Below are 14,565 nucleotides of genomic sequence, written 5' to 3' on the forward strand. Positions count from 1 at the left end.
CTCTGGAAATAATTATGGATATTATTGACAATGCAGCGGTAGCGCAGCATTTAAGTCATGTGCGTATTGTTATGGTCAATACCACTCTCCCTGCCAATATTGGTAGCGCATTACGTGCCATGAAAACCATGGGGCTCGTTAAATTAGTTTTAGTTGCACCAAAAACCTATCCGCATCCCGACATTGATGCCCTTGCTGCAGGTGCAACGGATTTAATTGAACAAATTGAAATTGTAGAAACGCTTGAAGATGCCATTAAAGATTGTCATTTGGTATTCGGCACTAGTGCTCGTAGCCGTACGATCCCTTGGCCATTATTAGATGCACGCCCTGCTGCACAAAAATCGATGCAATCTGTCATACATAGCCAGCAGGAAATTGCCGTAGTATTTGGTCGTGAAGATCGTGGTTTAACCAATGAAGAATTAGCCCTTGCTAATTATCATGTCACTATTCCAGTCAATACCGACTATGGTGTGTTAAATGTCGCCCAAGCCATTCAAGTTATTTGTTACGAAATGCGTATGGCAACATTGGAGCTTATTGACAAGACGACTGACGTAGAAGCACTCATGCCAGTGACGGATTCTGAGGCTATGCACTGGGATGAACCCTTAGTGACCCATGAACAAATGGAACAGTTCTACCCACATATTGAAAAAATGTTGGCAGAAATTGAATTTCTTGACCCTAAAAATCCAAGATTATTACCATTACGCTTGCGTCGTTTATTTGGACGTATACAATTAGATAAAATGGAATATCATTTATTGCGTGGCATATTTAGCCGCGTACAAGCCTTAAATAATGGTACATGGAAAAAAACAAATGCAGATGAGGATCATAAATAATGCTCAAACAGCTTAAAGAAGATATTCAGGCTGTATTCGCGCGCGATCCTGCTGCACGTAATACTTTTGAAGTTCTGACCACCTACCCTGGGATACATGCATTAATTATGCATCGTGTTGCTCATGAACTGTGGATCAAAGACTGTAAAACTTCAGCACGCCTTTTATCCTCTTTTAGCCGTTTCACTACTGGCATTGAAATTCATCCTGGCGCAAAAATTGGTAAACGTTTTTTTATTGATCATGGCATGGGTGTGGTCATTGGCGAAACTGCCGAAATTGGTGATGATGTCACCTTATATCATGGCGTCACTTTAGGTGGCACAACATGGCATAAAGGCAAACGCCATCCAACACTTGAAGATGGTGTTGTTGTTGGTGCAGGTGCCAAAATTTTAGGTCCGTTTATCGTCGGAAAAAATGCAAAAGTTGGTTCAAATGCCGTTGTGACCAAAGCTGTTCCCGAAGGCATCACCGCTGTAGGTAATCCAGCTCGCTTTATTTCTAAAGATAAAAATAAAGCGATTGATAATGAACAAGAATCTCGTCGTCGTGATTATGCTGAGAGTATTGGTTTCCAAGCTTATGCTGCAACACAAGAACAGACAGATCCAATACTAGACGGTATGCGAGTCTTACTTGACCGTATTCAAAATAATGAAAAGCGTATGAACAGTTTATGTCAGCGCTTGTCTTTGCTTGATCCAACCTTCAAAAACCAGTTACAGACTGAACAACCCTTTAGTGATGAAGAACTTAAAATTATTGAAGAAGTTAGGCGTGAATGTGAGGCGCAAAGCACGCAATCTAAAGCTTAATGTATTATTTTTAATATAGTTCTGCATTTCAAGTTGCATGTTCCAAAATCTTTTCTTAGACTGAGGAATATGCACACTTTTACTTTTTACAAAATCATCGGAAGAAATATATGACGATTAAGCCATTGGCCTACGCATTAATTGCAGCCTCATTACTCACTGCATGTAGTACAACATCAATAAAGTCAAATAAATCAGCATCCAATAATGATCCAATCGTTTACACCGAACCAGAATTATCACCTCCATTTTATGCATTAAATCCATTTAATTATAACCAACCACCTGTATTTGAGTTAGAACTCAAAAAAGCGGCGGCTCAACCTGTAACCAAGTTAGAAGTCACCGATCCAAACAACCCAAATCAAAAATTAATTTTAGATACTAACAAATTAATTATTCCAACCATCAATAGTAACAACCGCACCATGAAATATGCAGTACTTGCGGGTGAAAATGAAATTGATATCACCAGTATTGATGATTTCTTGCAAATGGTGGAAGGTAAAGCACGTCATTACCCACCACAATTTACAGATCGTCAAGAACGTAAAGGTTTGGAAAGCAAATTAAAAGAAGTTTCAACTCAATTGGATGGTCTTGCAAGCAAAGATAATGCATCATTTGATATTTTAATTCGTGCATTTAAAGCCAGCATCTTAGGTCGTAATTTAGATTTAGGTTCAGCTTATACAACCAAATCACTCACTTATGCTCAACGCATTCTAAAGATCAACAAAGAAGATCCTGAAGCAAATCTTTGGTTTGGTTTTTCTTTATCTGAAGGTGGTGGTCAAAAAGAAGCTCTTCCTTATTTAGATAAAGCAATGAAAGCAGGCGTGCAAGAAGCATATTTATCATCTGCCAATAACTTCATCGGTATGGAACAAAAAAAGAATGCGATCCAAACTTTAAAAAACTATAAAGTGAAGTATCCTGAAGAAACCGAAGTTGTTAATCGACTGATCAATGAAATTGAAACACAAAGCCGTTATAACGTGTGGCAGGTCATGAAAAATCCAGCTTTATCTAAATAATATTTTTTTAAATAGACTGAATTTTCAGTCTATTTTTTTGCTCAAATATCGTATGATTTCCTGTAGGTTTTCACAAGTTCATGAATATGCAGTATACAAAGAATAACATTCTGCTTGTATTGATAACAATCAGCACCTTAACGCTAAGCGGCTGTCAAGTTGTCAGTGTTAAAAATCAAAAAGTGAATATAACTATCACCAATGAGCGTGATAGTATCCTGACTCGCTCAAAAATGAGTGAAGCCAGTTTAAATGTCCTCTCTATGACAGGACGTGAAGCAAAAACATGTGCCGAAGATCCTGAAACATGTGTACAAGATCTGATTGCAATTCCTCAAATTCAAGATGAACAGCTCCTGTCTACAGCCAGTGAAGTCTATTTAACCAAAGCAATTGCATTAGATGCTTCATCTGAATGTAAAATTAGTATCTTTAACAAACATCAATCCGAAGAAAAACAAAAAATACAGCAAATCAAACATGATGAATGTTTAGATCAGCAACTCAATATGTTGGATAAAAGCATCCGTTATAGTTATGCCTATTTATTTAAGACAGAACGCCATCCTCAAGATCGTATTTTTAACAATAGACAAGTGCAAATTCGAGATTTTTATAATCAAGCACTTGCCAAATTAATCACCACTTATAGTTTAAGACACAAAAATCAAAAAATTGCTAAACAAATTAAAATCGGGAAAAGTATTTATACGATTGATTATCAAGATTATCCAAAACTTGCAAATACCGAATTTGAAAACCTATTATCCAGTTATAATCTCAATTTTTCAGGGTTACGCTCTATTAACCGCCGAGATGGTTTTGGTGCCGAATTTGTTGCTATTCTTCCCGAATCAAAGGCAGCAGAAGAAAATAAATACATCATTGATCCTGTGCATTATCATTATAAAAACGGAATGAATCCAAATATTCATCCTCCACGTTATTTATCAGTCAGTATTACCGCGCAACCCTTTTCTTCAACTTCAGTTCAAGACATTATTAACAATCCTAATTTTAAAATTAAAGTATACGATCCCTATAGTGTCGAAAAAATTAAAATTGCTGGAAATGAATATCCTTTGGCCGCTAATTTTTCAGCTCCTTATGGATTATGGCTTGCACAAAATAATTTAGGTATTGCGGCTTATTTAAGTTTAATTGACCGCGATCAGCGTTTAACCATGCCGCATTTATACATGCTTGAACCGTACAATCCGAATAAAAAAGTCATTGTATTAGTACATGGACTGGCTAGTAGCCCTGAAGCATGGATTCGATTGACCAATGACATTATGGGTGATTATGTATTACGTGAAAATTATCAAGTTTGGCAAATTTTTTATTCGACCAACATGCCTATTTTAGAAAGTCGTTATCAAATCAATGCCATTATTAATCAAGGTTTTAAAATGATTGATCAAAAATCTGCCTCTGCTAAAGATGCTGTATTAATTGGTCATAGTATGGGTGGAATCATTTCTCGTCTTTTGGTCAGTGATGCCAACTTGACTCAACCTGCCTTGAAAATGCTCAATAATCGAAAAGTGAATCAATTTAAAAATGATGATATTTTTAAAGCACGCTTAACCATCAATTCAATTCCAAATTTTGATCGTGCTATTTTTATTTCTGCGCCCCATCGAGGAACTGCATTCGCGGATCGTTGGTTTACCCTTGCAGCACGCCGAGTAATCAAACTTCCAGGCGCATTTTTAGGTGCTTTGGCTGACTCAATTGATGAACGTGATTTAAATGCTAAAAATTTTCTTAAAGATGTTGGACATGGTGTTATTCAAAATGGTCCCAGTGATTTAAGTCACAATTCTAAATTCACCCAATTAACCGAGAATGTTCTACCTAAAAAAAGCATGATTTATCATTCAATTATGGGGAATATTACCGATAGTAATGATCCTAATATCATGACTGATGGGATCGTACCGTATAGAAGTTCACATTTAGACGATGCTGCATCTGAAAAAATTATAAAAGGTGGACATTCGATTCAAGAAACGCCTGAAGCTGTCTTGGAATTACGACGCATTTTAAGACTACATCTCACCCAGTTAGGTTTATATAAATAATTCTTTCAAACTTTAAATAAGTACATTGAGATTTTTTATCAATAATCCCATTATTTAATGCCCTTTATTCCTGCTATGATTTATTTCCAAACGCTTTAACACTGTAATCAAGCGTGATATACGCTAAAATCTAGAATTGATCGTGTTCTTCACGCTTTTTTTGTTTTACACCTAATAATTTAAGGTTTTTTATGAGTAATCATGTAATAGCTGATCTCTCCACACTTACTCCGATGATGCATTAGTCTTTCATATCTGTTTTTTAAAGAAAAAATCATTAAAAATTTAAAAAAGGATACTAAAAGGTATACTTAATAAAAATCCATGTAAATTTCTTGCTGCTAATTGTTAGCATTTATCCAGTTCGATTGTAGCGGTTTCCGCATAACAGCAGTCCTATACAATCCAAATAAATATTATAAAAATATATTATTCAATTAGATACAATTAAATCAATCCAACACCGTCTTGACCAATCCAGCCAATTCCAGTACTTTATGTGGGGTAGGTTGTGTGGTAAATAATAGTATATCGAAGAAGTCTAAAGAGCTATCTGCACTCAGGGTAGCAAAAATTAAAGTAACTGGTCGATATTCCGTTGGTGGTGTGGATGGATTATGTCTAAATGTCGAGGGTGGTTCTCGTGTCTGGATTTTGCGTGCTATCGTAGGTAAGCGTTTAGACAAAGATGGAAAATAAAACCTCATCGCCGTGATATCGGTCTTGGCCCCTATCCTGAAGTTTCTTTAGCTGAAGCTCGTGTTAAAGCAACTGAACTCAGATCACAGATTCGAAACGGCATTGATCCAATTGCTCATAAACAAGCACAACTTGAAAAGCTACATATTCAGAAACTTCGGGATAGATCATTCCGTGAATGTGCAGAAGTGGTTATAGCAAATAAAACCCGTGAACTGAAGAATCAAAAACATATTGGTCAATGGACAACAACACTAGAAACTTATATTTTCCCTATTTTAGGAGATAGAGTTATCAGCTCAATCACCAAAGTAGATATTGCTAAGATTTTAGAGCCAATTTGGACTACAAAAAATGAGACGGCTAAACGACTTCGTGGCCGTATTGAAACCATTTTCGATTACGCCAAAGCGATGGAGTATTTTGAAGGGGATAACCCTGCAGAATGGAAAGGTAATCTTGAACCTATTCTAGGGAATTTAAAACAGATATCACGCCCTCACCCTTCTCTGCCTTATGACCAAGTAGCAGAATTTGTTCAACACCTTCATCAGAAAGATGGTATTTCTCCTAAAGCGCTTGAATTTTCAATTTTAACAGCCTGTCGTTCTGGTGAGATTTTTGGTGCAACATGGCAAGAAATCGATATTGAATCTAAGGTATGGATTATTCCAAAAGAACGGATGAAAGCTGAAAAAGAACATCGCGTTCCACTTTCAGAACTAGCAATTGAATTATTGAAATCAATTCAGATTAATACAGAATCACAAGGCTACATTTTTCCTGCACCTCGTGGTGGTGGCATGCTTTCAGATATGTCTTTAACAGCTTTGATTAAGCGGATGCATGAACAAAAGGTTAAAGAAAATGGCTTAGGCTATATTGATCCTAAACAAAATCGTGTTGTAACTACACATGGATTTCGATCTACGTTCCGTGACTGGTCAGCCGATAAAACGGATTATCCACGCGAAGTCTGTGAGCATGTGCTTGCTCATAAACTGCCAGATGAAGTTGAAGCTGCGTATTTACGTGGTGCTTATCTTGAAAAACGTAAAGCATTAATGGCTGACCGGACTGACTTTTGTATTACATAAAAAATAAAGGGCATAAAACCCATGCTTCTGCCTTAAATGGCAGAAGCAACAATCTTATTAACAATCAAAACATATAAAAATAGGTGGTGTTCTAAATTGGGCTAAGTATTGTTATCAGATAGATAATTAATCTAATTTCCATCTGAATCTTTCTTTAATTTAGAGTAGCAATGGTTGCTATATTTTTATGAATAATGAACCAATAAGCCCCAGAAACCAAAACATGATTTTTCAACTTCCAGTCTAAAGTCGACTGAAGAAAAATCTGCAATGATATTGGGGATATGTATATTCATGTGGATTATGCAACTCATAAATTAACTGTTGTTTACGGGTGGTAGGTGTAATAAAACCACCTGATCCATCCATCTTAGTAATGATGGCTCCACCCGCACGATATGCACTAATCAGATTTGAATCAACTCAAGATCAGTTAATTAAAACGTCAATCTACTTGTTAACCCTAAAACCAAAGCATTATCTACATAGCTTGTGGCACCGGGATTAATCACATATTGAATATTAGGACGGAGCATTGCCCATTTCGTTGGGTAGTAGGAATAATTTAATTCAATATTATATTCTGCTTCTTTATTTATTCTACTGCTATGTTCACGATAACGGTCGCTCACATGAATACGATTTAGGCCAAACCCTAAAATATCATTCTCACGATTTTCCAATAACCCGATATATTTCAAGCCAACTTGCTGCATATTATCAATTTTATTGGTGCTTTCATCATGAAAACTTAAATTCATAAATCCATGTAAACCTTGTTTACCTGATCCACGGCTGGTTAGCTGTTGTTCTGCGATAAACCACGCTCCAGAAGTATGATCTTTAGCCTCTCCTGTCACAATATCTTTTTGATTTTCAATGTTATCTGCGGTGTTATACATCATCCCTACACGGTAACTACCAGCCAAATCATTCACAGCATGTTTCGGTTGCCAAACCAATTCAACTGGTACAGTTACTCCATCTGCATTTGATATACTTAAGTTCCAACCCTCATTCTCTTTAATATTGGTGGGATTAAATTCAAAAACAGCAACTTGAGTATAGAGCTCAGGATTAATTTGATATTTCAACATACCTGCCCATTGACTCACAGGAATGTTGTACCAGGAACTTCCCTGCCATTTGCCCATTTGCGCTGTACAGAAAGATGTATTTTGGAAGTCACAAGACATCACATTAAAATAGGTTCCCATACCGAACCGACCTAAACGGACACTTACTCCATTATCTTTAAATTGTTTTTCTATGGAAAATTCACTTAAACGACTACCACGATTTCCTCGTCCATAGCTTGCCTGAACATTGCCCATCTGTGGTGCAAGCGGATCGGAAAGTTGTTCAACTGAAACACTTTGACCTTGTCGTGCGGTCACAATCGTACGTACCGAAACACCATCCCAACCCAGTAGTTTTTCTAAGTCCCAATGACTCCCTAACCATAATTGGCTGGTATACGTTGGATCTTGCTGATCGTTATATCCGCCATCTACTAAGTAGGCGGTATCTACGGTAATATTTGCATCAAACTTAATTCCTTGTTCTGCTAGACTACTTCGAGTTCCATTCCAATCTCCCAATAAGTAATTACCTTTTGGGTCTAAAACAGTTGCAGCATGACTCTGTGCAAGGGTAAAAATAAGTCCTGCACTGCTGAATAACATCTTTGTTGTTAATTTCATTCCTTGATCCTTTTCACTTTTTAGGCATGCAAAAATCCTATTCATATCATTAGAATGATATAAATCATGTTGGCTATGCCTTGGTTCTTAATTAAATTTAAACGTTTTGCTTGAGTGAAATTACACTGCTATCTGTAATTTCACTCCTTCCTTTTTCTATAGTTTTTAAAGCTTTTTCCTTTTGCTAATTCTTTAGCTAACATCCCTTCATCAATCACATTTTTACAACTAAACCAGTAACACGCTATTTTTGATCGCTATACAGCAATTTTTAATCCAATAGTTTTGCTGTATAGGCTTTTACAAAATGTGATTGATTCTCTCGTTGAAGCACGGAAGTAATATAGTGACCCGCCTTTAACATTGCAGAAATATCAATGCCTGTTTTAAAACCCGATTGTTCTAATAAATACACCACATCTTCTGTCGCTACATTTCCTGAAGCACCTTTGGCATAAGGGCAGCCACCTAATCCCGCAATCGAAGAATCAAAAATTCTAAGACCCCAATTTAATGATTCAGCAATATTGGCAATAGCCATACCATATGTGTCATGAAAGTGCCCTGCTACCCTTTCAACAGGGAGAACGTCTAGACAATGCTGCAACATCGTACGAACTCGTATTGGGCTAGCTGTACCAATCGTTTCACCTAATGAAATTTCATAACAGCCCAAATCAAAAAGTTGCTTTGCAACACTCGCTACTTTTTCAGGAGCAATTGCCCCTTCATAAGGACAATCCACAACACAAGATACATAACCACGCACTTGAATTTCATGCTGTTTGGCGACTTCAAACATGGGTTTAAAACGTTCAAAGCTTTCCTCAATAGAACAATTAATATTTTTTTGCGCAAATGATTCAGATGCTGCTGTAAAAATGGCGACCTCTTTACATCCAGCCCCTATCGCAGCTTCTAATCCTTTCATATTCGGAACCAATAAACTGGAGTTTACCTGTTCAGGTTTTTCAAGCGCTGTATATAACGCTGTACTTTTATCCATTTGTGGAACCCAGCGTGGTGAAACACAAGATCCTACTTCAATTGATTTAAAACCACTGCGTACAAGTAGATTCAGAAATTCCAATCGTTGGTTAAACTCAATGACAGATTTTTCATTCTGTAATCCATCACGGGCGCCAACTTCTACAATTTTCACAAAGTCATTCATGCTTAGCCCACCAAACCGATCAAAGCTGGAACAGACAGAATCGCCATGTAATACCCCATGAACTGACAGCCTGTATTAAAGCCAAAATGCTTAGATAATAAGCCACCGACTAGACCAACAGTGATAATAACCAATACACCAAGAAGCGCCCCTTCCCATAAACTAATCACTAAAATAAGACCCACAAATGTTGCAATAATGGCCTCATGACTAATGTATTTGGTTACGAATAAGGCTGCACGACGGGCATAATTCATTGCAAATGGATAAGACACGATTGAAGCAATGAAAACCGCGAGCAAACCATAGCCCAAGAACTCCCATTGACTTAAAAGGTGATGTAAATTATGCCCTTGTGCTCCATCTTCACCAACGGTAAATACCGGTGGTGCATTGAATAATGGTGCAGCAGGGCCAGCAGCTACAGGACTTAAGGGCAGACCGAAAGCAATCAACGGAATTAAAGCTTCTGCAATATAAGTAGACTCTGTAATACCATTCTTCGCGGTAAGTGTAGTCGTTAAGCGCTGATACACCTGTTTAAATCGTGAAGAGACAAACTCCCCTAAGGCAACTGTCATTGCAACTGGACTAAAAACAAAAGTAGCACTTGAAACAACAGACGTAGCAACCGTCCATTTTACTTGTTCTTTATCTAGTACTTTAAATGGATTGGGGAAATAGCCTGACCAACTTTTTACTTCAGGTGCGATAGATAGCTGATTGACCGATTGGCGCTGCATTTTTTTACGCCCTAATGGAGAACTCACCATTAATAAATCTGCAATTAATGGCCCAATAGCAATACCCAGAAAATAGCTAATCGATAATTTAGTATCGAAAGTTGCCGTAAAACTTTGCAATGCAATAATCAGCACGACAAATGGAATCAACAACAAAGTGGATGCTAATTTACCCGGCGAAAAATAGGTAATGATGATTGCCGCTAAAGCAAAAATCCAAGGTGCAAATGCTTTAATCGCATCACCAAACGGAGCTAATAAGGATGCAAATAAAACAGCACATGGCACAGCAATAAATGCAGAAATAATTGCACCAGAAATCATCTTACGTAAAGCAATATGTGGTGCACCAAGTTTTCGCATCGCTTCACATTCAGCCATTAACGGTGTGGCTAACGTATCACCAGGGATAACCAAAGCTGGAAAGCTGACCGTATCTCCCCATACTTCTACAAGCTCATCATTATTCTCACTTGATACATCTTTTTGAGAACATTGATTGTGATGAGCTGCATTTTTTTTATCTTGCTGCATCGCATTATCCATTGCTACTAACTCCAAGTGCTTCTAGTTTTTAAAAGCAAACTCATTAACTGCGTAATTCTACCAGTAGCTCCAATGCCCTATCATTTCTGACATCATGTTCTGCAACCATTTTTGCCACAATTAAATCAACTTCATCTGGATTAGCTCCTGCTACAACCGCAATATTGCGTGCATGTAATGCCATGTGACCACGTTGAATCCCTTCTGTTGCCAATGCACGTATCGCTGCCATATTTTGTGCTAAACCAACAGCTGCAATAACCTCTCCGAGTTCACTTGCAGATTCAATATTCAGCATCTGAATAGACAATTTCGCTAAAGGATGGGTTTTCGTTGCCCCACCGACTAAGCCTACAGCCATAGGTAATTCTATACGACCAACCAAATTACCTTGCGCATCTTTTTCCCAAGTCGTAAGCGATGTGTACTGTCCGTTTTTGACTGCATAAACATGTGCACCTGCTTCAATTGCACGCCAGTCATTCCCTGTAGCAACAATCACAGGGTCAATCCCATTCATAATGCCTTTGTTATGCGTTGCCGCACGATATGGATCAATTACAGCAAACTCATATGCTTCTAGCATACGATCAATAACTTCTTCACCAGACAATGACTCTTGTTTCAATTGATCGGGACGTACAGTCAATTCCGCTCGGACTAAGCGCAAATCTGCGAGATTGGATAAAATACGTAAACGAACTTGACCGCCGGTTAGTTTTTCAACCAATGGTGTCACCGTCTCTGCCATGGTATTCACTGTATTTGCACCCATTGCATCACATACATTTACAATCAGGTGCATAACAGCCATCGGGCCAACTTTAGTTGACTCAAACAAATGCACTTCGATGTCTTTACAACCCCCACCTAAACTGATGAGGAATTTATCTTTGCTATTTGCAAGCTGAATAATTTCTTGTTTATTTGCCAACAAAATTTCTTTCGCTTTTTCTGCAGATTCAATACCCAAAATTTGAACTTGTGCACGCATTAGAGGTTCTGTACTTGAGGTTCTAAAGCCACCATTTTCACGCACTATTTTCGCCATATATGATGCTGCGGCAACAACAGATGGCTCTTCAACCACCATTGGAATTAAATGATCTTTACCATTAATTTGAAAATTTGCAGCAACACCAAATGGAAGTTCAAATTTTCCAATAACATTTTCAATCATACCGTTTGCTAAATCACAAGCTAACGCACCATCATTTTCCAATAATTGCTGTTGTTGAGCATTTAAACCTGCTATTTTTGAAACTTCCTTGAGGCGTTCTGAAACTGTTAATTTACGAAAATTAGGTAATTTAGAATTCATGTTGGCTATCCTATGCTCATTATGTTCATAGAAACAATTTAAGTGTTTGCCTGATTTCTCTCAAGGTACAGTTTTTACGGACAGTTTTTTTAGGACAGTTTAAATAAATTATGGACTCCAATTCAGTACACCTTGTTGATCAAATTTTTCAGATTTTAAAACATCAAATAAAATCGCAACTATATAAAAAAAATGAAAAAATTCCATCTATTCGGAAGCTATGTAGTCAATATAATGTGTCTAAAAACACTGTCATTTATGCCTTAGAACAATTAATAGACGAAGGTCTAATCTATTCAAAGCCCGCATCCGGTTTTTTTGTCATGGAACAAAAAAACCTTCCCCGATTTCAACAAGCCAATATTGAAATGCAAGATATAGATGAGCTATGGCTAATGCGTCGTCAATTAGAAACATTTAATGGTGTAATTAATGTTGGAGATGGTTTCCCCGATTCTTCTTGGTTTGACCTATTACCCTTAAATAAACTTCTGCAAAAATCACTTCAAGAGAATAATACAAAGCTATTACGTTACGGCTCTAAATATGGTTATGAAGCATTAAGAGAAACGCTATCCTTACGTTTAAGCCAAATCAATATTAAAGTTATTCCTGATAATATTTTACTGACCAATGGTGTGAATGATGCAATAGATTTGATTATTCGATATTTCGTTGAATCGGATACTATTGTTTTAGTAGATTCACCTATTTATTATCCACTACTAAAAAAACTACAACTTACAAAATGTAAAATAATTGAGGTTCCACGATTGGTCGATGGGCCAGATTGTCAAATTCTCGCAGAATATTTAAAGACGATAAAACCTAAACTTTTTTTTACCCAAAGTATTTCACACAATCCGACTGGCACACATATCAGTCTAGATAAAATTAAGATAATTAACAGCTTGTGCAAGGAACATAATTGCTTAATTATTGAAAATGATGTGTTTTCTGAATATACAGATATTAAACACAGATTAAGCTCGTATAGTGATTTTTCACATCATCTTTATATTAGCGGATTCTCTAAGATTATCAGTCCATCAATTCGTGTTGGGTTTATTGTTGGTGAATATCATTTGATTGATAAACTTGCTGATTTTAAAGCCATTTTACATGTAAATAGTTCAGAGTATGCAGAACAATTTATTTGTACTATTTTACAAAGTAAAGTTTATGAACAGCATCTCCAATTTTTCAAAGAAAGTTTAAAAATAAATAGTCAACATGCACTAGATAATATTAAAAAATTAGGTGGCAAAGTTTTTTATGAAGCTCAAGATTCTTTATATTATTGGACTACTTTTGAAAATCTAGATTTGTCCCACGACATGATGAAGAAGTCAGTTGAAAATAAGCTTGTTCTCGCACCTGGTTATATTTTTAGCTTGGATGGACAGAAATATAATCAATGGACTCGCCTTAATGTTAGCGTTGCCTCTAAGCAAAATTTTTATGAAGAATTTAGTTCCTTTTTGAATATATAAAAGCTTTGTTGCATAAACATTCAAAAGCTGAACTTTTCCCAAACCATTTAAATTACAATTTGGGTATAAGGTTTGCCCAATTCTGTAAATTTATTTAGGATGGCAATTCTCGTATGTACTTTATTAACCTGACTTGAAAAATGCTTTGATGACAATTTATCATCTAATAATTTAATGCAGTGCATCTTAATTTCCACCAAACTTCAGCGATGGTAACCCGACCTTTTTCCATATGGTTCGACCTAAACATTTAAATGTTCGAAGCAACTCATTTCTTTCTAACAAACTGCTCCTTATATCTTTCCAAGGCTTCGCATTTTTTCTTAGCGGAATCACTGCATGTACTTATCTATCTGAAATCATCTGTCCGCGATATTTTGTGTCATAAGCGCCATCTATATAGACCGAGTCAATCTGTTCAGATTCTGGGATTTGATTCAGTCAATCACCAAGTACCTGAGAATCACTGACATTGTTTGTAGTGTTCCCGCATCTATACCAAGGTGGAATTTACGCCATTATCGACGATATTTAGGCTGATATTTCTTCCGTTTTCATTCTCTTTCACCCAGAAATTTTAATCCTGTACTGTCAATTAATAAATGCAATCCATCACAGCTTTTTTGATAGCTAATTGCAATATCAATATGCTTTTGTCTTCTGCAAATGGTCGAATAATCTCGCGCTATCCAGTTTAAACCACAAAGTTTAAGCAGGCTTTGAACAAAGCCTGTGACCATACGTAAAGACAATCGAAATAGAGATTTAATCATGAGGCAGCACTGAATGGTCGTATCAGAATAAGTTTGATTTTTTCCTTGTTTGCCTTTTGGCTGAGCATACCATTGAGTGCTAGGATCAAACCAGATTGTGATATTTCCTCGATTGATCAAAGCTGGATTGTAAAAAGACCAATTCGTTGTACGATAAATTTTAGGTGTAGGCTTATTCATTTTTAAATTATATTACTGAATAAGCCATTAAGGATAGGTTTGT

General features: G+C 36.7%; 10 protein-coding genes and 2 pseudogenes. 6 read left to right on the forward strand and 6 right to left on the reverse strand.

The features are described from left to right. The first annotated feature begins 14 nt into the window (after positions 1 to 14). From B9T28_RS04125 to B9T28_RS04145, 5 genes and pseudogenes are all read left to right on the forward strand, one after another. Complete coding sequence (locus tag B9T28_RS04125; RefSeq protein ID WP_086202693.1) at positions 15 to 851, forward strand: RNA methyltransferase; 837 nt, start codon at positions 15 to 17, stop codon at positions 849 to 851. Continuing rightward, a complete protein-coding gene (gene cysE, locus B9T28_RS04130) occupies positions 851 to 1,669 on the forward strand; it encodes a serine O-acetyltransferase (RefSeq protein ID WP_086202694.1) in 819 nt (272 codons plus the stop codon). The genes B9T28_RS04125 and cysE overlap by 1 nt, the downstream gene beginning before the upstream one ends. Before the next feature lie 110 nt (positions 1,670 to 1,779). Beyond that, positions 1,780 to 2,706: an ABUW_2363 family tetratricopeptide repeat lipoprotein gene (locus B9T28_RS04135; RefSeq protein ID WP_086202695.1), complete on the forward strand. Its 927-nt coding sequence runs from the start codon at positions 1,780 to 1,782 to the stop codon at positions 2,704 to 2,706. Positions 2,707 to 2,786: 80 nt separating this feature from the next. Then, positions 2,787 to 4,793, forward strand: a complete 2,007-nt coding sequence (locus B9T28_RS04140) for a lipase family alpha/beta hydrolase (RefSeq protein ID WP_086202696.1) — start codon at positions 2,787 to 2,789, stop codon at positions 4,791 to 4,793. Positions 4,794 to 5,321: 528 nt separating this feature from the next. Further along, positions 5,322 to 6,589: pseudogene (locus B9T28_RS04145) on the forward strand (tyrosine-type recombinase/integrase). Between the two features lie 243 nt (positions 6,590 to 6,832). Here B9T28_RS04145 and B9T28_RS15125 read toward each other — a convergent pair. The 5 genes from B9T28_RS15125 to B9T28_RS04170 form a co-directional block, all read right to left on the reverse strand. Then, positions 6,833 to 6,958 (reverse strand): acyclic terpene utilization AtuA family protein, encoded by a 126-nt coding sequence (locus tag B9T28_RS15125; RefSeq protein ID WP_086202697.1) that lies wholly within the window; start codon positions 6,956 to 6,958, stop codon positions 6,833 to 6,835. A 68-nt stretch (positions 6,959 to 7,026) separates the two neighbouring features. Beyond that, the gene (locus tag B9T28_RS04155; RefSeq protein ID WP_086202698.1) at positions 7,027 to 8,292 is read right to left on the reverse strand and encodes a carbohydrate porin; all 1,266 of its coding nucleotides are present in this window, start codon (positions 8,290 to 8,292) and stop codon (positions 7,027 to 7,029) included. A 271-nt stretch (positions 8,293 to 8,563) separates the two neighbouring features. After that, the gene (locus B9T28_RS04160) at positions 8,564 to 9,466 is read right to left on the reverse strand and encodes a hydroxymethylglutaryl-CoA lyase (RefSeq protein WP_086202699.1); all 903 of its coding nucleotides are present in this window, start codon (positions 9,464 to 9,466) and stop codon (positions 8,564 to 8,566) included. Positions 9,467 to 9,468: 2 nt separating this feature from the next. After that, positions 9,469 to 10,755 carry a tripartite tricarboxylate transporter permease gene (locus B9T28_RS04165; RefSeq protein ID WP_171263453.1) on the reverse strand — a complete coding sequence of 429 codons (1,287 nt, stop codon included), beginning with the start codon at positions 10,753 to 10,755 and terminating at the stop codon, positions 9,469 to 9,471. Positions 10,756 to 10,798: 43 nt separating this feature from the next. After that, positions 10,799 to 12,076 (reverse strand): hydroxymethylglutaryl-CoA reductase, degradative, encoded by a 1,278-nt coding sequence (locus B9T28_RS04170; RefSeq protein WP_086202700.1) that lies wholly within the window; start codon positions 12,074 to 12,076, stop codon positions 10,799 to 10,801. A gap of 110 nt (positions 12,077 to 12,186) precedes the next feature. On the opposite strand from B9T28_RS04170, the gene B9T28_RS04175 reads away from it, so the two are divergent. After that, complete coding sequence (locus tag B9T28_RS04175) at positions 12,187 to 13,569, forward strand: aminotransferase-like domain-containing protein (protein ID WP_086202701.1); 1,383 nt, start codon at positions 12,187 to 12,189, stop codon at positions 13,567 to 13,569. 47 nt (positions 13,570 to 13,616) lie between these two features. Here B9T28_RS04175 and B9T28_RS04180 read toward each other — a convergent pair. Continuing rightward, positions 13,617 to 14,522: pseudogene (locus tag B9T28_RS04180) on the reverse strand (IS5 family transposase). Between the last annotated feature and the right edge of the window lie 43 nt (positions 14,523 to 14,565).

It is taken from the genome of Acinetobacter silvestris (assembly GCF_002135235.1).
GTDB classification, from domain to species: domain Bacteria; phylum Pseudomonadota; class Gammaproteobacteria; order Pseudomonadales; family Moraxellaceae; genus Acinetobacter; species Acinetobacter silvestris.

Coding starts and splice junctions, on each gene's coding strand:
- B9T28_RS04155 (WP_086202698.1), bottom strand. CDS start 8,292: ATGAAATTAACAACAAAGATGTTATTCAGCAGTGCAGGACTTATTTTT.
- cysE (WP_086202694.1), top strand. CDS start 851: ATGCTCAAACAGCTTAAAGAAGATATTCAGGCTGTATTCGCGCGCGAT.
- B9T28_RS04165 (WP_171263453.1), bottom strand. CDS start 10,755: ATGGATAATGCGATGCAGCAAGATAAAAAAAATGCAGCTCATCACAAT.
- B9T28_RS04140 (WP_086202696.1), top strand. CDS start 2,787: ATGAATATGCAGTATACAAAGAATAACATTCTGCTTGTATTGATAACA.
- B9T28_RS04175 (WP_086202701.1), top strand. CDS start 12,187: ATGGACTCCAATTCAGTACACCTTGTTGATCAAATTTTTCAGATTTTA.
- B9T28_RS04170 (WP_086202700.1), bottom strand. CDS start 12,076: ATGAATTCTAAATTACCTAATTTTCGTAAATTAACAGTTTCAGAACGC.
- B9T28_RS04135 (WP_086202695.1), top strand. CDS start 1,780: ATGACGATTAAGCCATTGGCCTACGCATTAATTGCAGCCTCATTACTC.
- B9T28_RS15125 (WP_086202697.1), bottom strand. CDS start 6,958: ATGGATGGATCAGGTGGTTTTATTACACCTACCACCCGTAAACAACAG.
- B9T28_RS04125 (WP_086202693.1), top strand. CDS start 15: ATGGATATTATTGACAATGCAGCGGTAGCGCAGCATTTAAGTCATGTG.
- B9T28_RS04160 (WP_086202699.1), bottom strand. CDS start 9,466: ATGAATGACTTTGTGAAAATTGTAGAAGTTGGCGCCCGTGATGGATTA.